Origin of the sequence: Massilia pinisoli (assembly GCF_024753285.1) — a bacterium.
Classification (GTDB): Bacteria; Pseudomonadota; Gammaproteobacteria; order Burkholderiales; family Burkholderiaceae_D; genus Telluria; species Telluria pinisoli.
The window spans coordinates 140967-159088 of sequence record NZ_JANUGW010000012.1; the positions used below are offsets into that span (position 1 = coordinate 140967).

19 protein-coding genes are annotated in these 18122 nt (G+C 65.4%); 5 read left to right on the plus strand and 14 right to left on the minus strand.

The features are described from left to right. Positions 1-4: 4 nt before the first annotated feature. The 7 genes from NX784_RS17230 to pyrC all read right to left on the minus strand — a co-directional run bounded on the left by NX784_RS17230 (position 5) and on the right by pyrC (position 4977). The gene (locus NX784_RS17230) at positions 5-310 is read right to left on the minus strand and encodes a hypothetical protein (RefSeq protein WP_258817921.1); all 306 of its coding nucleotides are present in this window, start codon (positions 308-310) and stop codon (positions 5-7) included. Positions 311-440: 130 nt separating this feature from the next. After that, on the minus strand, positions 441-941 hold the full coding sequence (locus tag NX784_RS17235) for a hypothetical protein (RefSeq protein WP_258817922.1): 501 nt from the start codon (positions 939-941) through the stop codon (positions 441-443). Positions 942-1158: 217 nt separating this feature from the next. Next, the gene (locus NX784_RS17240) at positions 1159-1560 is read right to left on the minus strand and encodes a hypothetical protein (RefSeq protein ID WP_258817923.1); all 402 of its coding nucleotides are present in this window, start codon (positions 1558-1560) and stop codon (positions 1159-1161) included. A 150-nt stretch (positions 1561-1710) separates the two neighbouring features. Beyond that, positions 1711-2085, minus strand: a complete 375-nt coding sequence (locus tag NX784_RS17245; protein ID WP_258817924.1) for a 50S ribosome-binding protein YggL — start codon at positions 2083-2085, stop codon at positions 1711-1713. Beyond that, positions 2082-3089 carry a Gfo/Idh/MocA family protein gene (locus NX784_RS17250; RefSeq protein ID WP_258817925.1) on the minus strand — a complete coding sequence of 336 codons (1008 nt, stop codon included), beginning with the start codon at positions 3087-3089 and terminating at the stop codon, positions 2082-2084. Before NX784_RS17250 ends, NX784_RS17245 begins: the two co-directional genes overlap by 4 nt. Further along, positions 3079-3894: a DUF3025 domain-containing protein gene (locus NX784_RS17255; RefSeq protein ID WP_258817955.1), complete on the minus strand. Its 816-nt coding sequence runs from the start codon at positions 3892-3894 to the stop codon at positions 3079-3081. The genes NX784_RS17250 and NX784_RS17255 overlap by 11 nt, the downstream gene beginning before the upstream one ends. A 33-nt stretch (positions 3895-3927) precedes the next feature. Continuing rightward, a complete protein-coding gene (gene pyrC, locus NX784_RS17260; protein WP_258817926.1) occupies positions 3928-4977 on the minus strand; it encodes a dihydroorotase in 1050 nt (349 codons plus the stop codon). 146 nt (positions 4978-5123) lie between these two features. On the opposite strand from pyrC, the gene NX784_RS17265 reads away from it, so the two are divergent. Continuing rightward, positions 5124-5861, plus strand: coding sequence for a sulfite exporter TauE/SafE family protein (locus NX784_RS17265; protein ID WP_258817927.1), 738 nt, complete (start codon positions 5124-5126; stop codon positions 5859-5861). Here the strand turns inward: NX784_RS17265 and NX784_RS17270 are convergent, their stop codons facing one another. Then, positions 5862-6587 (minus strand): amino acid ABC transporter ATP-binding protein, encoded by a 726-nt coding sequence (locus tag NX784_RS17270; RefSeq protein WP_258817928.1) that lies wholly within the window; start codon positions 6585-6587, stop codon positions 5862-5864. 238 nt (positions 6588-6825) lie between these two features. Between NX784_RS17270 and NX784_RS17275 the strand changes: the two genes are divergently transcribed. Both NX784_RS17275 and NX784_RS17280 read left to right on the plus strand, forming a co-directional pair. Continuing rightward, complete coding sequence (locus NX784_RS17275; protein ID WP_258817929.1) at positions 6826-8097, plus strand: dicarboxylate/amino acid:cation symporter; 1272 nt, start codon at positions 6826-6828, stop codon at positions 8095-8097. Positions 8098-8217: 120 nt separating this feature from the next. After that, entirely contained in the window at positions 8218-9243 is a 1026-nt protein-coding gene (locus tag NX784_RS17280) for a type II asparaginase (protein WP_258817956.1), read from the plus strand. Positions 9244-9291: 48 nt separating this feature from the next. On the opposite strand, the gene NX784_RS17285 is transcribed toward NX784_RS17280, so the two are convergent. The 4 genes from NX784_RS17285 to NX784_RS17300 all read right to left on the minus strand — a co-directional run bounded on the left by NX784_RS17285 (position 9292) and on the right by NX784_RS17300 (position 13478). Further along, positions 9292-10344, minus strand: a complete 1053-nt coding sequence (locus NX784_RS17285) for a porin (protein WP_258817930.1) — start codon at positions 10342-10344, stop codon at positions 9292-9294. Between the two features lie 99 nt (positions 10345-10443). Beyond that, positions 10444-11775 (minus strand): MFS transporter, encoded by a 1332-nt coding sequence (locus tag NX784_RS17290; protein WP_258817931.1) that lies wholly within the window; start codon positions 11773-11775, stop codon positions 10444-10446. Between the two features lie 63 nt (positions 11776-11838). Next, entirely contained in the window at positions 11839-12786 is a 948-nt protein-coding gene (locus NX784_RS17295; protein WP_258817932.1) for a hydroxyacid dehydrogenase, read from the minus strand. Further along, complete coding sequence (locus tag NX784_RS17300; RefSeq protein ID WP_258817933.1) at positions 12783-13478, minus strand: RraA family protein; 696 nt, start codon at positions 13476-13478, stop codon at positions 12783-12785. The genes NX784_RS17295 and NX784_RS17300 overlap by 4 nt, the downstream gene beginning before the upstream one ends. Before the next feature lie 97 nt (positions 13479-13575). Between NX784_RS17300 and NX784_RS17305 the strand changes: the two genes are divergently transcribed. Together NX784_RS17305 and NX784_RS17310 are read left to right on the plus strand one after the other, a co-directional pair. Then, positions 13576-14469, plus strand: coding sequence for a LysR family transcriptional regulator (locus NX784_RS17305; protein WP_258817934.1), 894 nt, complete (start codon positions 13576-13578; stop codon positions 14467-14469). 160 nt (positions 14470-14629) lie between these two features. Beyond that, complete coding sequence (locus NX784_RS17310; RefSeq protein WP_258817935.1) at positions 14630-15349, plus strand: NYN domain-containing protein; 720 nt, start codon at positions 14630-14632, stop codon at positions 15347-15349. A 9-nt stretch (positions 15350-15358) separates the two neighbouring features. On the opposite strand, the gene kdoO is transcribed toward NX784_RS17310, so the two are convergent. Both kdoO and NX784_RS17320 read right to left on the minus strand, forming a co-directional pair. Further along, positions 15359-16231 carry a Kdo hydroxylase KdoO gene (gene kdoO / locus NX784_RS17315; protein ID WP_258817936.1) on the minus strand — a complete coding sequence of 291 codons (873 nt, stop codon included), beginning with the start codon at positions 16229-16231 and terminating at the stop codon, positions 15359-15361. Positions 16232-16242: 11 nt separating this feature from the next. Further along, positions 16243-18090 (minus strand): ABCB family ABC transporter ATP-binding protein/permease, encoded by a 1848-nt coding sequence (locus tag NX784_RS17320; RefSeq protein ID WP_258817937.1) that lies wholly within the window; start codon positions 18088-18090, stop codon positions 16243-16245. Positions 18091-18122: the final 32 nt, after the last annotated feature.

Sequence of the window (18122 nt, forward strand, 5' to 3'; positions counted from 1 at the left end):
GGGATTACTTGGCAACCGGTGCCGTCGTGTCGGCGGCGACGGTCGTGTCCTTCGCGGCTTCCTTCTTCACGGCGTGGTGCTTGGCCTTGTGCTTGTGGTGCATCGCGTGCTTGGCGCTGGCCTTGGCTTCCTTCGCATCGGCCTTGGCGGCCTGCGCGTCGGCTTTCGCTGCCTTCACGTCGGCGTTGGCTTCGGTCTTCGCGGCGGAGGGCGTCGCGACAGTCGTCGTCGTGGCGGCAGGTGCCGGCGTCTGGGCGAAAGCTGCGGTGGCGAACAGGCCGGCGATCAGGGTGGCGATGGTCTTTTTCATGATGATGAGTCCTCAGAGTTTGTTGGGGCTGGTGCACGTCGTTTGCGTGTCACTTGATCCTGAAAACGCGGACGGCTGCAGGCTTGTTGACGGGCTTTACAAACGCTTACAACCGGCCGCGCGGGCTTAGTTACTGGGTGACCGGAGCGGCAGGTGCCGGCGCCGGAGCTGCTTCCGGTGCAGGGGTCGTTGCCGGTGCGGGCGCCGGCGTGGCGTCAGCAGCAGGCGCCGGGGTCGGCGTCGCTTCAGGTGCCGGTGCCGGCTTCTCGGTCGGTGCCGGCGTGGCCGCGGAGGTGTCGCTGGTGTCCTTCATGGTGTCGGTCTTGGCCGCATGCTTGACCTTGTGCGTCGCGTGCTTCGCGTGCTTGGCGCTGGCCTTCGCTGCCTTGGCATCGGTCTTGGCTGCCGTCGCATCGGCTTGCGCGGCCTTCATGTCGGCGGATACCGCTTTCGTGTCGGCAGGCATTGCCTTGGTCGTGGTCGTGGTCTTCGATGCCTTCACGTCGGCATTGTTGACCAGCACGGCTTGCTTCGAGGCAGGCGCTGCGGGCTTCGTGGCCGGGGCGGGCGTCTGGGCGAAAGCTGCGGTGGCGAACAGGCCGGCGATCAGGGTAGCGATGGTTTTTTTCATGATGAAGGGTCCTCGAAGTTGATCGGTCATTGTGCACATCATTTGTGTGTCACTTATGCCTTCAACGGCTGCGCCTGTCCGTTTGTTGACGCACTTTACAAACGGTTACGCCGCTGACGGTTGCTTACAGGAACTGCAACAGTCTTGGTGATCGGGAACGATAGCTACCAAAGAAAAAAGCCCGCATCGCGCGGGCTTTCGGTGACACTTGAGCAGATCACTTGGTCGGTGCCGGGGTCGCTGCGGCAACGGTCGTTGCCTTGTGCTCGGCCTTCTTCTCGGCCTTGGCATGCTTGGCATCCGCCTTCGCTTCCTTCACCTCTGCCTTGGCTTCCTTCTTGGTTTCTTTCGCGTCGGCCTTGGCTTCCTTGACGTCCGCCTTGGCGTCAACCTTGGCTTCCTTCACGTCGGCTTTCGCGGTCTGCTTGGCTTCCTTGACGTCGGCCTTGGCGGCGGCTTTCGTTTCCTTCACTTCCGCCTTGGCAGCCTGTTTTTCCTGCTTGGCTTCGACCTTGGCCGCGGCCGCGGTGTTAGCCGGCTTAGCGGCAGGTGCGGGCGCCTGGGCGAAGGCAGCGGTTGCGAACAGGCCGGCGATCAGGGTAGCGATGGTCTTTTTCATGATGAAGGGTCCTCAGAGTGTTTGGGGTTGGTGCACGTCGTTTTGCGTTGCACTTGATCCTGAAACGCGGCCGCAAACCCGGCTGTTGACGGGCTTTACAATCGCTTACTCTGCTGACAGATGCTTACAACTCAGCCGTTTTAGCGCAGGTCAGAACGAGTAGCCGTGCCACGCGTCCTTGAAGTCCAGCGCGCGCGCATCGACCACTTCCGGCCGCGCGCGCAGCCACGCGATCACGGCCTCGCGGTCTGCCTCGCTGGGCGAGCCGCGCTCGATGCGGGCGACCACGCCCTCCGTCTCGCTGAACGGCTCGAGGCCGCCGAAGCCGCCGCCGAGCAGGCCCCGCTCTTCCAGCGCGCCGAAGAAATCGTGGATGAAGTCGTGATACGGCTCGCCACGCATCGGGCTGTGGAACACGAGTTCGACGTCGAAGCAGTGCTCCTGGAATTCGCCGACGCGCAGCTTCTTGCGCTGGCGGGCATTCAGGCGCCGCATGCGGCTGGTCGAACGGGGATCACGTTTCATGGGTTCTCCTTGGTTGTCATCGATTGGTCGGCCGCGTACGTCAGCCCGATCTGGCGCCGGATCTCGTCCATCAGGCCCATCAGCGCCAGCGTGTCGGCATGGGTCATGCGCGGGCTTTCCACGAGGCCCGCGCGCCAGCAGCGCTGCGCCTCGACCGCCTCGTGCACATAGCCGTTGCCGAGGTAAGGCGTGGGCACGGTGCGGGAGATGCCGTCGGCGCGGACGACCGTCACCGTCTGGGTGCGGTAGAACATCGTGTTCATGCGTACGTGGCCCCGCTCGCCTGCGATCGTCAACTCGCTCGACAGGCGCGCGCGCAACGAGCAGCTGCAGACGGACATGCCGCCGCCGCGGTGGCGCAGCAGGATGCCCGTCTGTTCGTCGACGCCCGTCGGGCCGAAGTCGGCCTGGGCCAGCACGGAATCGACGGGGCCCAGCAGCGCCATGGCGATCGACAGCACATAGACGCCCATGTCGAGCAGCGCGCCGCCGCCCAGCTCGGGATTCAGAAGGCGGTGCTCCGGCCCCACGTCGGCCTTGAAGCCGAGGTCCGCGTGCAACTGACGCACGGTGCCGATCTCGCCCGAGTCGACGATGCGGCGCACCTCGGCCAGCGCGGGCAGGAAGCGCGTCCACATCGCCTCCATCAGGAACAGGTTGTTTGCGCGCGCGAGCGTCACCAGTTCTTCTGCCTGGCGGCGGTTGACGGTAAACGCTTTTTCGCACAGCACGCCCTTGCCCGCCTCGAGCGCCAGGCGCACGTTCTCGTAATGCACGGGAAGCGGCGTGGCGACGTAGACGAGGTCCACGTCGGCGGCCTGCACGAGGTCCGCGTACGAGCCGTACGCCGTCCCGCCGAATTCGCGCGTGAAGTGTTCGGCACTCGCGAGGTTGCGCGAGCCGACGCCGGCCAGTTGGCCGTCCGGCGTGTCCTTGAGTGCGGTGGCGAATGCCTTGGCAATCTTGCCCGTGCCAAGGATGCCCCAACGTACCTTATCGGTCATGGTGTCCTCCTTCGGTATGACTGGCCGGCCGCCTGGGCCGGAACACGGTGTGGTCGAGATAAAACGCTTCATTCTGGTCCGGCCACCAGCCGGGCACGCCCAATACGGGCAGCGGCGTGAAGCCGGCCGTGGACAAGCCCTCGGCCGCTATCGCGTTGGACACCGCGGCATCGATCCAGTCGCGGCGCCCGGCGCGGTCGAGCGCAAAAAAATCGTCGCCGGCGACCACGACGCGCACATGGGCCGTGATCGCCTTGCGCGGCGCGACGAGCTTTTCCATCAGCGCGTGCCCGAACAGCCACAGCTCGGCGTCACGCCCGAACAGCGCGCGCCGGTCGTACAGCGCTTCGCGCCAGCGGTGCGCGCGCAGGTCGTCGACGAGCGCGCGCCCGGCAGCGCCATCGCGCACGATGAGCAGGGCCGCGTTCTCGTCGAAGATGGTGGCCGCGTCGCGCGCCGGCCCGCGCGATTTGCCGACGCCGGCCTGCGCGATCTGGGCGGCCTGGAGCGCGTTCAATTCACGCTTGATGCGGGGGAAGGTCTGCCACACGAGGCCGTTGAAGAAATCGTGCAGGTTCTCGCGCGTGGGCACGCAGCCCGTCGCCCCGATGAACGCTTCGTACGCCGTGCCCTCCGGCAGCGCGGCCTGGGGCACGAAGCGGATGGGCTGGCCCTGCTCGTTGACGAGCCCGAGCCGCGCCGCATTCGCATTGAAGGCCTCGATGAACGGACCGTCGGTGAGGCCTTCGACAGCGGGACGGACCGCGTCGTACCACGGCCGCATCCAGTCGATCTCCGGGAACATCCGTTCCGGGAACATCCGTTCCGGGAACATCCGTTACAGCATCTTCCAGCCGATCTGTTCGCCCGCGTTCAGCGGCACGAGGTCGTGCTCGCCCATCGGCACCGTCGGCGGCAGGCTCCATGTCTCGCGCGCCAGCGTGATCGTGCCTTCGTTGACGGGCAGGCCGTAGAACGCCGGGCCGTTCAGGCTCGCGAACGCTTCCAGCTTATCCAGTGCGCCGGCCTGTTCGAAGGCGGTGGTGTACAGCTCCATCGCGTGCAGTGCCGTGTAGCAGCCGGCGCAGCCGCAGCTCGATTCCTTCGTGTGCACGGCGTGCGGCGCGGAGTCGGTGCCGAGGAAGAAGCGCTCGTCGCCGCTCGTCGCCGCCGTCACCAGCGCCAGGCGGTGTTCCTCGCGCTTCAGCACCGGCAGGCAGTAGTAGTGCGGGCGGATGCCGCCGCGGAAGATCTCGTTGCGGTTGTACAGCAGGTGGTGCGCCGTGATCGTCGCGGCGATCGGGCCCTCGGCCTCCGCCACGTATTCGGCCGCGTCCTTCGTCGTGATGTGCTCGAAGACGATCGGCAGTTCCGGGAAGTCGCGGCGCAGCGGACGCATCACGCGCTCGATGAACACGGCTTCGCGGTCGAACAGGTCGATGTGCTGGTCCGTCACTTCGCCGTGCGTCAGCAGCGGCATGTCCAGTTCCTGCATCACTTCCAGCGTCTTGTAGCACTTCTTCAGGTCGGTGACGCCCGCGGCGGAATTCGTCGTCGCGCCGGCCGGGTACAGTTTCACGCCGTGGATGAAACCCGTGTCGCGGGCGCGGCGGATTTCGTCGGGTTCCGTGTTGTCAGTCAGATACAACGTCATCAGCGGCTCGAACGACATACTAGCAGGCAGCGCGGCCAGGATGCGGGCGCGGTATTCGGCGGCCAGCGCGGCCGTCGTGACGGGCGGCTTCAGGTTCGGCATGACGATGGCGCGGGCGAACTGGCGCGCGGTGTGCGGCAGCACGCTGGCCATCGCGGCGCCGTCGCGCAGGTGCAGGTGCCAGTCGTCGGGACGGGTGATGGTGATGGAGGCGGGGGATTCGATGGTGGACATGGCAGCTCTCGGATTGCGAACCCCGACATTTTACCTGCACGCCCCGCGTCCGGCATGCTTTCCAGGTGCGCACGATACATTGCAATACAGAACGAAAATATCCAATAAGGCTAGAATCGTCGTATCGTCAACCCGCCCGCGCAAACATGACGTTCGACATGCTCACGCTCGCCCAGCTGGCACTCATCATCGTGTTCGGCTACACGGTGCTCGGCCTCACGGGCTTCGGCTCGTCCGTAACGGCGATGCCGCTGCTCGTGCTGTTCATTCCGCTGCGCACGGCGGTGCCGCTGATGCTCGTGTTCGACCTCGTCTCGAACGTGCTGCTGGGCCTGAAGAACCGGCGCTTCATCGAAAAGCGCGAGGCGCTGCGCCTGATTCCGTTCATGGTGGCCGGCATGGCCGTCGGCGTGCTCGCGCTCGTGCACGCGCCGGAGCGCACGTTGCTCGTCGTGCTGGGCCTCTTCATCCTGACCTATTCGGCGTGGAGCCTGCTCGTGCACCGCAAGCCGCGGACGCTCGCGCCCGCGTGGGCCGGGCCGTTCGGCGTCGTCGGCGGCCTGTTCACGGCGCTGTTCGGCACGGGCGGGCCGTTCTACACGATCTTCCTCACGGGCCGCCTGGACGACAAGACCGTCCTGCGCGCCACGCTCAGCGGCGTGCTGTTCTTCAGCGCCGTCTCCCGCCTCGTGCTGTTCACGGGCGCGGGCCTGTACAGCCAGCCGGCGCTGCCGTTGCTGGTCGGCGTGCTGCTGCCGTTCGCGCTGGGCGGACTGTACGTCGGCAACCGGCTGCACCAGTGGCTGCCGGCGGAGCGCATCAAGCAGGTCGTGTGGCTCGTGCTGATCGCGGGCGGGACGAGCCTGGTGTTGCGCAATATGTGATCAATGGAGGATCCGGGCCAGGAATTCGCGCGCACGGTCGGATGCCGGCGCCGCGAAGAACGCATCCGCGGCGCCCTCCTCGACGATGCTGCCCTCGTCCATGAACACGACGCGGTCCGCCACGCGGCGCGCGAAACCCATCTCGTGCGTCACGACCATCATCGTCATGCCGTCCTGCGCGAGGCCCGTCATCACGTCGAGCACCTCGCCCACCATCTCGGGGTCGAGCGCGGACGTGGGCTCGTCGAACAGCATCGCGACGGGGTCCATCGCCAGCGCCCGCGCGATCGCCACGCGCTGCTGCTGGCCGCCCGACAGCTGGGCAGGGAACTTGTCCTGGTGCGCAAGCAGGCCCACGCGGTCGAGGTATTTCAGGCCGTTCGCCGTCGCCTCGTCGCGCGAGCGTTTCAAGACCTTGACCTGCGCGAGCGTCAGGTTGTCGCGCACGGACAGGTGCGGGAACAGCTCGAAATTCTGGAACACCATGCCGATGCGCGCGCGCAGCGCCGGCAGGTGCGTGGCCGGATCGCCGACGGACGTGCCGTCCACGTGGATCGTCCCCTGCTGGAACGGCTCGAGCCCGTTGACGGCCTTGATGAGCGTCGACTTGCCGGAGCCGGACGGTCCGCACACGACCACCACCTCGCCGCGCGCCACGCGTGTGGTGCAATCGCGCAACACTTGAAAGGGCCCGTACCACTTACTGACATTGTCGATGACGATCATTGAACGTGCTTTCCAAAAATTCAGATTATTTATCGAGCATTTTTCCAAGAATCCGTGTTGCTTATTTGCCCGCCTGCGGGCGTGCTTGACAGCACCATGATCGGCAACGATACTGCCGGGACTTGTCAATATCATCAGCACAAGATACCCGGCAACTCCCTGATCTTGCACGAGATTGTGCCATGGCATCGGAACAGGACGGATGATCTCCCCTGCGCCGCCACCCCAGAGGAAATTTATGAACAAAAGAAACCGCCTCACCACCTGGATCCTCGTGGGCCTGGTCCTCGGCATCGCCACCGGCTACGTGGCGAACACGAGTCTCGCCGACCCGAAGGGCTTCGCCGACATCATGTCGCTGGTCACGACTCTGTTCCTCCGCCTGATCAAGATGATCATCGCGCCGCTCGTGTTCTCCACGCTCGTCGTCGGCATCGCCAAGATGGGCAATGCGGCTGAAGTCGGCCGCATCGGCGTCAAGGCGCTGGGCTGGTTCATCGTCGCTTCCGTCCTCTCGCTCACGCTGGGCCTGATCCTCGTGAACCTGTTCCGCCCGGGTGACGCGATGGCGCTGTCCGGCACGCTGCCTGCAACGAGCGCATCGTCGGGCATCACCGCGTCCGGCCTGACGCTGAAAGACTTCATCACCCACCTCGTGCCGACGTCGATCGCCGACGGCATGGCCAAGAACGAGATCCTGCAGATCGTGATCTTCTCGATCTTCTTCGGCACCGGCGCCGCCGCCGTGGGCGCGCGCGCCACGCCGCTGATCGACGCCATCGACGGCGCCGCCCACATCATGCTGAAAGTGACGGGCTACGTGATGAACTTCGCGCCGTTCGCCGTGTTCGCGGCCGTCGCGGGTGTCGTCGCCACGAGTGGTCTGGGCGTGCTCGCCACCTACGGCAAATTCATGGGCGAGTTCTACCTCGGCATCGTGCTGCTGTGGGCCCTCCTGATCACGATCGGCGTCCTGTTCGTCGGCCCGCGCTTGTTCAAGCTCCTGGGCCTGCTGCGCGAACCCACGATCCTCGCGTTCACCTGCGCATCGTCGGAAGCCGCGTATCCGAAGACGCTGGAAGGCCTGGAGCGCTTCGGCGTCAAGAACCGCCTGGCCGCGTTCGTGCTGCCGATCGGTTATTCGTTCAACCTGGACGGCTCGATGATGTACTGCACGTTCGCATCCGTCTTCATCGCCCAGGCATATGGCATGGAACTGGCGCTGTCCACGCAGATCACAATGATGCTCGTGCTGATGCTGACGTCGAAGGGCATGGCCGGCGTGCCGCGCGCCTCACTCGTCGTCATTGCCGCCACGCTGAACCAGTTCCACATCCCCGAAGCCGGCCTGCTCCTGCTGCTCGGCATCGACCACTTCCTCGACATGGGCCGCTCGGCCACGAACGTGATCGGCAACGGCATCGCCACCGCCGTCGTTGCGAAGTGGGAGGGCGATCTCACCGATCCCGCCCTTGTGGACAAGGACGTCGCCACAGCGCCCTTGCGCTGACAAGCACCCCGAACCCAGGCTCCTCCCAAGGAGCCTTTTTTTTGCCTTCCAAAAATTGTTAAAAAAGGAGATAAAATGTTTTTGAAATCCATACGCACCTGGTTCGCACTGGTTCTCTTCATGCTGTGCGCAGCGACCGCGCATGCCGCTGGACGCATGCCGAACGTGGTGATCCTCGCCACCGGCGGCACCATCGCCGGCACCGGCGCCACGAGCACGACGACGGTCGGCTACACGGCCGCCAAGGTCGGCGTCGATGACTTGATCAAGGCCGTGCCGGAACTGAAGCAGGTCGCGCACGTGACGGGCGAGCAGGTCTTCCAGATCGCCAGCGAGAACATGAGCAACGAGCACTGGCTCACCTTGGCCAAGCGCGTCAACACGCTGCTGGCCAAGCCGGACGTGGACGGCATCGTGATCACGCACGGCACCGACACGATCGAGGAAACGGCGTACTTCCTCGACCTCGTCGTCAAGAGCAAGAAGCCGGTGGTGGTGGTGGGCGCGATGCGTCCGTCGACCGCGATCTCGGCCGACGGCCCGATCAACCTGTACAACGCCGTCCTCGTCGCCGGCAGCCAGGACGCCATCGGCAAGGGCGTGCTCGTCGTGATGAACGACCAGATCAACGCCGCGCGCGACGTCAGCAAGACCAACACGACGACGACGGACACGTTCAAGTCCACGGAACTGGGCCTGCTGGGCTACGTGGTGGGCAACCAGCCGCACTTCTACCGCGTCTCGACCCGCAAGCACACGGTCGACACGGAATTCGACGTGAGCAACCTGAACGCGCTGCCGCAGGTCGACATCGCCTACACGTACGCGAACGTGGGCCCGACCGCGGTCAACGCGCTGGTCGCCGCCGGCGCCAAGGGCCTGATCCACGCTGGCGTGGGTGACGGCAGCCTGCCGAACAAGGTGCGCCCGGCCCTGTCGGCCGCGCGTGAAAAAGGCGTGGTCATCGTGCGCGCGAGCCGCGTGGGCCAGGGCATCGTGGCGCGCAACGGCGAAGCCAACGACGACCAGCTGGACTTCGTCGTGGCCGACACGCTGAATCCGCAGAAGGCACGCATCCTGTTGATGCTGGCGCTGACCAGGACGAACGACACCAAAGAGATTCAGCGGATGTTCTACACGTACTGATCGTCGTTCCAACGACAAAACGGCCGCATCGCGCGGCCGTTTTTTTTGTCAGAACAGGTGCATCACGCCCACCGACGTGCCGCGCTGGAACGTCTGCTTCGTCGAGGGAATCAGCGCGCCGTCGTAGCGGTTGACGTCGAACTCCGCATACAGGTTGGTGCGCTTGGAGAAGGCATACGTCGCGCCCGCCAGGAACAGGTCGCGCCGGCCCGTGCCGGCCCTGCTGTCGTAATCCGACCGGTAGACGGCCGCCGTGACTTCGATCGGACGGTTGATCCGATAACTGATGCCGCCAAAGCGCGTCCCGTTCTGGTAGGTGCCCGCGGTGGCGGTGTCCTGGCGCTCGCGCGACAAGCCACCCTTGACCGTCATGGCGCCCAGCTTGAACCCGCCACCGGCCACGAACATGTTATTGGTGAAGCCGGTCGGCGTCTGCTTGCGAATGTAGGCACCGGCGGCCAGCAATGTGTGGCCCGTGTAGCTGAACGCGGCGCCCCGGGCGGTGCGCTTGCCCGCATCGCCCGCGACTTCGCCCGGTGCGTACTCGGCGCGCACCGTCAGGCCGCCGAACGTGCCTGTGTACTGGACGTCGTTGTTGAAGCGCGTTCCCGAGTTCGACGATGCGGAGAGGCCTGCCGTCTTCGCCGCGGCCGGCAGGCTCGTGCCCGCGCCCGACGACAGCGGCGTGATCGAGGTGTAGTTGTGGTTGAAGGGATCGAGGAATTTCTCGGCCCGGAACGCGACCGTGTACTGCCGGCCGAGATCGATCGAGCCCCAGGCGCCGCCCAGGCCGACCGCCGCGGTACGGTTGAACAGCACGTTGTTCGTGTTGTCCAGCGCGCCGGTCTTGTCGTTGAAGCCGCTCTCGAGCTGAAAGTGCGCGTTCAAGCCGTTGCCGAGGTCCTCCTTGCCGCGGAAGCCCAACCGGTTCGGGTAATAGTTGCCGGACGTCGTCGACAACAGGCCATTGCCCGCCGCGTCGACGTTGGTCTGGTAGCGTAACCCGCCATCGATCGATCCGTAGACCTGGACCGCCGATTGCGCATGGGCGGCGGCCGGAATCACGGCCGCCAGGGCCAGCATCAGAATGGATTTCGTCATCACTGTCTCGTTTATGGTTATGAATGCGATTTGGCGGCGCGGGGACGCAAGCCGTCCTCCGCGGACCGCCGGTGAAAACAAAGGGTGTGGAACGGAAGGCTAGACGGCGGCCTTGGCGGCGGCGTTGCGTGCAGCTTGCCGGGAGCTACTGCTCAGCACGAGCAAGGTGGCGATGCTGGCCACCGACAGCACGGCGATCGGCAGCAGCGCCAGCGCATAGCTGCCGGTGCCCTCCTTGATCCAGCCGTAGGCATTGACCATCAGCCCGCCGCCGATCAGGTTCGCGATCGCGTTGATCAAGGCCAGGCCACCGGCCGTCCACGTGGGCGGCAGCCAGGTGGAGCTCAGTGCCCAGAACGGGCCCTTGAATGCATAGGCGCCGATCAGGATGCACGACAGCAGCACGATCGTCGGTGCCAGCGCGGTGATGAACAAGGTGCTCAGCATGCCGCCGGCGATCAGGGCGAGCGGAATGGCCGTATGCCAGCGGCGTTCACCCTTGCGGTCCGAGCGGCGGCCCCACCACACCATCAGCACCGCGGCGACGATGTAGGGCACGGAATTCAGCAGGCCGGTTTGCATGATGGTCAGGCCGAACGATTTGATCAGCTGCGGCTGCCATACGCCCAGCACCGTGCCCGCCGACGACGCGGTGGCGCAGACGAGCGCCATGCCCAGCACTTCCTTGCTGAGGAACATCTTCGACAGTGGCGCATGGGCGACCGCCGCCTTCTTTTCCTTCTCGAGCCGCTCCTTCTCCAGGCGCGCGGTCAGCCACTGGCGCTGCGCTGGGCTCAGCCAGGTCGCCTGTTCCGGCCGGTCGGTCAGGAAGAACAGGCAGACGACGCCCAGCACGATCGTGGGAAGGCCTTCCAGGATGAACAGCCAGTGCCAGCCACGCAGGCCGAGCAGGCCGTCGGCCTGCAGCAGCAGCGCGGAGATCGGCGAACCGATGAAGCTCGCCATCGGGATCGCGACCATGAAGATCGCGATGATGCGGGCGCGGTAGGCCGCGGGCAGCCAGTACGTCAGGTACAGCACGACGCCGGGGAAGAAACCCGCTTCGGCCGCGCCTAGGAGGAAGCGCATGACGAACAGCGAGTTCTGTCCCTGCACCAGCGCCATGCATGCCGACACCGTGCCCCACGTGATCATGATCCGGGCGATCCACTTGCGGGCGCCGAACTTCTGCAGCGCCAGGTTGCTGGGCACTTCGAACAGGAAATACGAAAAGAAGAACAGGCTGCCGGCAAAACCGAAGACCTTCGGCGTGAGGCCGAGGTCGTGGTTCATCTGCAGCGATGCCATGCCGATGTTGCCGCGGTCGATGAAGGCCAGCAGGTAGCAGACCATCAAAAAGGGGATGAGACGCCAGATCACCTTGTGCATGGTGGCCGCTTCGAGGCCGGCGTCGTGGTTGAGATCGCTCATATGTCTCCTGCACTGTAATGGTTATACGCGTCTTCGTGCGCGCTTGGGGTCGATTTGGTACGGTCAGGCGTCTTGTTGCAGCACCGCCAGCACGTTGCGCGCCGCGGCCGTGCCCATGCCGACGTAGGCATCGCTCGTCACGCCGCCGATGTGCGGCGACAGGATCACGTTGGGAATACCGGTGAAGGGATGGCCGGCCGCGAACGGCTCGACCTGGAAACTGTCCAGGCCCGCCGCACGCAGGGCGCCGCTCGTCAGCGCAGCGGCCAGCGCCGCCTCGTCGATCAGGCCGCCGCGCGCCGTGTTCACGACGATGGCGCCGGGACGCATCGTCGCGAGACTGGCCGCGTTCAGCATGTTGGCGTTGTCCTGCGTGAGCGGGCAGTGCAGCGACAGCACGTCGGCCTGCGCGATGACGTCGGCCAGCGGCAGCAGCTCGACGCCGTCGGGCGCGGCTGTTGCGAACGGATCGTTGGCGATCACGCGCATGTCCATCGCACGGCCGACCGCGGCCACGCGCGCACCGATCGCGCCCAGGCCAACGAGGCCCAAGGTGCGGCCGCGCAGTTCCAGGCTTTTGTGCGTCGCCTTGTCCCAGTGGCCGTCGTGCATGCGGCGGTCGAGCGTCGGCACGTCCTTGGCGCACGCGAGGATCAGCGCCCACGTGTGCTCGGCCACCGCGGGCGCGTTGGCGCCGACGGCCGCCTTGACGGCGATGCCGCGCGCGGCGGCGGCGTCCTTGTCGATGGTGTCGATGCCGGTGCCGTGCTTCGAGATCACGCGCAGGCGCGGGCTCGCATCGATCACGCGCGCCGTGATGCGGCCGTAGCGCACGATGATCGCGACCGGTTCGTGCTGGCGGCACAGGTCGACGAGGCAGTCCTCGTCGGGCGTCTTGCCGGCATAGACGATGTCGAAGCCGGACAGCAGCGCGACGGCCTGCTCGGCCAGGTCGGAACCCGTGACGAGCACGACGTCGCGCCGGGTTTGCGGGGCGAGGATGGCGCTCACAGCGTCTCCCCTTCGGCCAGCACCCCGGCCTTGCGCAGCGCAGTGTCGAGCCACGTCGGGCGCAGCTGCTTGCCGCTGCGGATGCCGTCGATGCGCGCCGTCTCGTCGGCGAGCTTCTTCTCGGCCAGTTGCAGCACGGCCGGCACCTTGGCCGGTTCGACGACGACGACGCCGTCGGCATCGGCCACCACCAGGTCGCCCGGGTTCACCGTGACGCCGCCCACCGACACCGGCCAGTTGACGCGGCCCGGCACCAGCTTGGTGGGGCCGTTCGGGTTGGCGCCGATCGCGTACATCGGAAAACCCAGTGCGCGGATGGCTTCCGTGTCGCGCACGGCGCCGTACACGACGATGCCGGCGATGCCGATCGCCATGCATTGCGACACCATGATCTCGCCCATCAGCGCGCAGGATTCGTCACCCTTGCCGTCGATGACGAGGACGTCGCCGGGCTTGGCCAGCGCCATCGCGGCGTGGATCATCAGGTTGTCGCCGGGGCGGACGTCGATCGTCAGCGCCGGTCCCGCGAGGCGCATCGTGGGCGACAACGGCGCGATGCGGCTGGACAGCGCGCCGCGGCGGCCTGCGACGTCAGCCAGGATGGACGAGGGATAGTGGGCGGCACGTGCGACCAGGTCGGGGGCGATCCGCTCGATGTCGCGGATCACGTCGGGGGGAGTGGAATGGCTCATGAAATCCTCGCGGTGATGAATGAGCCGAGTATAGGAAGCGTGATTCATAATGTATATTCACTTAATTTTCTAATTCTTAAACTTTCGGGAATATGTCATGGACTTCCGCGACTTGAAGTATTTCGAAGTCATCGCCACCGAAGGCAACCTGGCGCGCGCCGCCGAGCGCGTACACCGCACGCAGCCCGCGCTGACGAAATGCATCGACCGCCTGGAGGAATCGCTGGGTGCGCGGCTGTTCGAAAAGGATGGACGCGGCATGCGCCTGACGGCCGCCGGCCAGGTCCTGCTGAAGCGCACGCGCCAGATGACGCTGATGGTGGAAGAGACGACGCGTGAAATGCAGGATCACGCGGACGGGCTGCGGGGCGAGGTCCGCATCGGTTGCCTGCCCACGCTGGCCGAACACCTGATGCCGCGCGTATTCGGGCAGTTGCTGTCCGAAGCGCCGGCGATCTCGGTCACCTTGACCGTGGCCATGAACGACAACCTGTTGGCGGCGCTGGCGGACGGCGAGGTCGACCTCGCGGTGGGACCGATGGTGGATGGCGACGCGGAGATCGCCTGCGAACAGATCGCGGAAGACACGGTGGTCGTGATGGCGAGCGAACACCATCCCGTGTTCGACGGGCCCTGCACGCTCGCCGGCCTGCTGGATTATCAATGGATGCTGCCGGCACGGACGGTCGCGTCGCGCCAATGGCTGGACCAGACCTTCGAGCGGCACGGCCTGGCGCGGCCGCAAGTGCAGATCGAACCGAACGTGCTCAACGCGATCCTGCCCGTGCTGGAGAAGACGTCGCTGCTGGGTTTCGTCACGCGCTACAACCTCGTGGCCGGCCGCGCGCGCGTGCGCGAGGTGGTGCTCCCCGAAACGCAGATGAAGCGGCGCCTTGGGCTCGCGTATCGCAAGAATGGCTATCTGTCGCCGGTGGCGGCGCGGGTGGCGGAGATTTTAAGGGTGCGGGGGAAGGAGTTGCTGCTCATCTAATGCTATCTCATCGGATGTTACTGAACGCCCTTGACATCATTTTCGGGATCGGTGACCATATCTGAACCACTCCTCCCTTGCGGTGTCATTCAGTTGGCTCTCGTTTGGGACGAAACAGCCGCTCCTCGGGGCGGCTTTTTCACATCTGAAGGTTTGCGACGTGACGTCGAACTCAACCTCTTCTAGAAATACCGCAGTCTATGTCGACGGCTACAACCTCTACTACGGCAGGTTGCGCGGTATGGCTTTCAAATGGCTGGACCTGGTCAAACTGTTCGATGACCTGCTCATCCAGCGCGATCAAAACGAGAAACTGGCCAAGGTCTATCTGTTCATGGCGCCGGCCTTGGCCACCTTCGCCAGCCACGGCAACGCATCGGTCGAAGCACAGGCTGCCTATCACCGCGCATTGAAATCACGATACGATGACCGGTTCGAAACGATCTATGGCACGCACTCGTTCGACAGAAGCGGCACACTGCTGCCGGTCTACGTACCCGGCCAGCCTTGCGACCGGACATTGCGTACGCGGGTCTGGAAACTCGAAGAAAAGAAGACGGACGTGAACCTCGCCCTGCACATGTATCGCGATGCATGCCGAGGGTTATACGACCGGGTGGTCCTGGTATCGAACGACAGCGATGCCGAGCCGGCGCTCGAAGCGCTGCGATCCGATTTCCCGCATATCATGCGTGGCGTCGTGATGCCGATTCGTCCCGTCATTTCGGGTATCACGACACATCGCCGGCCCAGTGGATCGCTGGCCAAGCAGGCCGACTGGACGCTCGCTCATCTCGGCGACGATGTTCTCGCTGCGGCGCAGCTACCAGACATCATCCCGACCAGGAAGAAACCGATCCGCAAGCCTGCTCACTGGTAGCCCCCGACTTCACACCAGCGCATGCCCCTGCATCCTGGTCAGAATCGCCAGCGGACTCGCATCCTTGTCGTACTGGTGCATGGGCGACAGCTGCAACGTGTGCTCCATCATGTACTGCCCCGCCATCACGGCGTGCGACGTCTGGTCGGAGAAGCACACCCACGCGCAGCCCGGCGGGAAGTTGAACGTCACCTGCGGCGCGTTCTTCTGGTAGTCGAGGTCCGACTTCATCGCGTCGTGCAGCTGCAGCATGATGTGGTCGTATTCGCTGCGCAGCGACTTCGTCACGTGCAGCGCATTCAGCACCTTCGCCTGCCACGCGGAGTAGGGCTTCACCTTCGGCAGGAAACGGCGTGCCACGTCCTCGAACGGTTCGCCCACGCGCCACACGCGCGGCTCGCCTTCGAGGTTCACGTTCGTGAAGACGCGCAGCAGGCGCTCGCCGTAGTTCGGGCGCGACGGGAACGCGTCCACGTGCATGCGGCGGTCGTCCGCGCGCCACGACTGCGCGCGGTTCTGCACGACGGCCGGCCGGAAGCTCGTCGCGCCGCGACGCAGATGCTCGCCGTAGCGCGGCACGAGGTTCGCGAGCAGGCCTTCCGCCTCGGCGCGAAAGCGCCCGATCATCCCCGCCATCAGCGCCTTCGTCGCGTCGTCGCCGACGACGCCTTTCAGGTCGCCGCTGGCGGAGAGGCTGATGTTGCGGGTCTTGGGGTCGCGGATGTCTTCGCGGAACAGCGCCAGTTCTTCCTTCTGCGGCGCGAAGCCGTGCTGCCCGAAATTCGGGAAGTACAGCACCTTGCCCGCTTCCAGCGCGCCGATCCAGGCCTGGTTGCCGTGGCCTACGTCCGCCATGTCGATCTCGACGATCTGTTTTTCCATTCTCTTCAATCCTAGTCTTGTACCACTTCGACGGGCGGTGACGCCAGGTCTTCGTCCTGCCTTGCCTGCTGGCGGTCCCACATCTGCCGGTACAGGCCATCCGCCGCGATCAATGACGCGTGCGTGCCCCGCTCGACGATGCGGCCGTGGTCGAGCACGAGGATCTGGTGGGCGTCGGCGATCGTCGACAGGCGGTGCGCGATGACGAGCGTCGTTCTCTGCTTCGCGATTTCCTTCAGCTGCGCCTGGATCGCCTGCTCCGACTTCGAATCGAGCGCCGACGTGGCTTCGTCGAAGATCAGGATCGCGGGGTTCTTCAGCAAGGTGCGCGCGATGGCGACCCGCTGCTTCTCGCCGCCGGACAATTTCAGGCCGCGTTCACCCACCATTGTCGCATAGCCGTCGGGCAGGGTTTCGATGAAGTCGTGGATCGACGCGGCGCGCGCGGCCGCCACGATGTCGGCGCGGCTCGCGCCCGGGCGGCCGTACGCGATGTTGTATTCGATGGTGTCGTTGAACAGCACCGTGTCCTGCGGGACGATGCCGATCGCGTGGCGCAGCGAATCCTGCGTGACGTTCCGCACGTCCTGGCCGTCGATGCGGATCGCGCCGCCCTGCACGTCGTAGAAGCGGTACAGCAGGCGCGACAAGGTCGACTTGCCCGAGCCGCTGTGGCCCACGACGGCCGTCGTCGTGCCGGCCGGGATCGTGAAGTCGACGTCGAACAGGATCTGGCGTTTGGGGTCGTAGTTGAAGTCGACGTGCGAGAACTCGACCTTCGCGCCGTGCGTCACCAGGGGCTTCGCATCGGGCGAATCGGCCACTTCGCGGTTCTGTTCGAGAAGGCCGAACAGGCGCTCCATGTCGGCGAGGCTCTGCTTGATCTCGCGGTAGATCACGCCGAGGAAGTTCAGGGGGATGTACAGCTGGATCATGAAGGAGTTCACGAGCACGAGGTCGCCCAGGGTCATCGTCTTGTCGATCACGCCCTGCGTCGCGCGCCACAGGATCGCGGTGACCGCGGCCGCGATGATCAGCGACTGGCCACTGTTCAGGAACGACAGCGACGTCTGCGAGCGCACGGCAGCCTGCTCGTACTTCTGCAAGCCCTCGTCGTAGCGCTGCGCCTCGTAGTCCTCGTTGCCGAAGTACTTCACCGTCTCGTAGTTGATCAGCGAGTCGATCGCCTTCGTGTTCGCCTTCGAATCGAGGTCGTTCATCGTGCGGCGGAAGTGCGTGCGCCATTCCGTGACGGTGACGGTGAACGTGATGTAGGTGACGAGCGCGATGGCGGTGATCCCGGCGAACCAGGCATCGTAATGCGTGCCGAGGTAGCCCAGCACCAGCGTGATCTCGACGAGCGTCGGCAGGATCGAGAACAGCGAATACGACACGAGCGAGCTGACGCCGCGCGTGCCGCGCTCGATGTCGCGCGTCATGCCGCCCGTCTGGCGGTTCAGGTGGAAGCGCAGCGACAGCGCGTGCAGGTGGCGGAACACTTTCAGCGCGATCGTGCGCACGGCGCGCTGCGTCACGCGCGCGAACAGGAATTCGCGCAGCTCCGTGAACAGCGTCGTCGAAAAGCGCAGCGCGCCGTACGCGACGAGCGCGCCGAGGGGCAGCACGAGCAGCGCGTGCGGATTGGAAGGGCTGATCGTCAGGGCGTCGATGAGCTTTTTCAGCACGAGCGGCACGCCCACGTTGGCCATCTTGGCGCCGACGAGGCAGATCAGCGCGGCCAGTACGCGCCACTTGTACACCCACAGATAGGGCATCAGGGTGGCGATGGTGGCCCAGTCGTTCCGTTTCGCGTTCGGGTCGACGGCGGGCGGTGGGGTGTTCGAAGAAGAGCGTCGCATGGCAGGGCTCGGAAATTTATGGTTCAATCGGA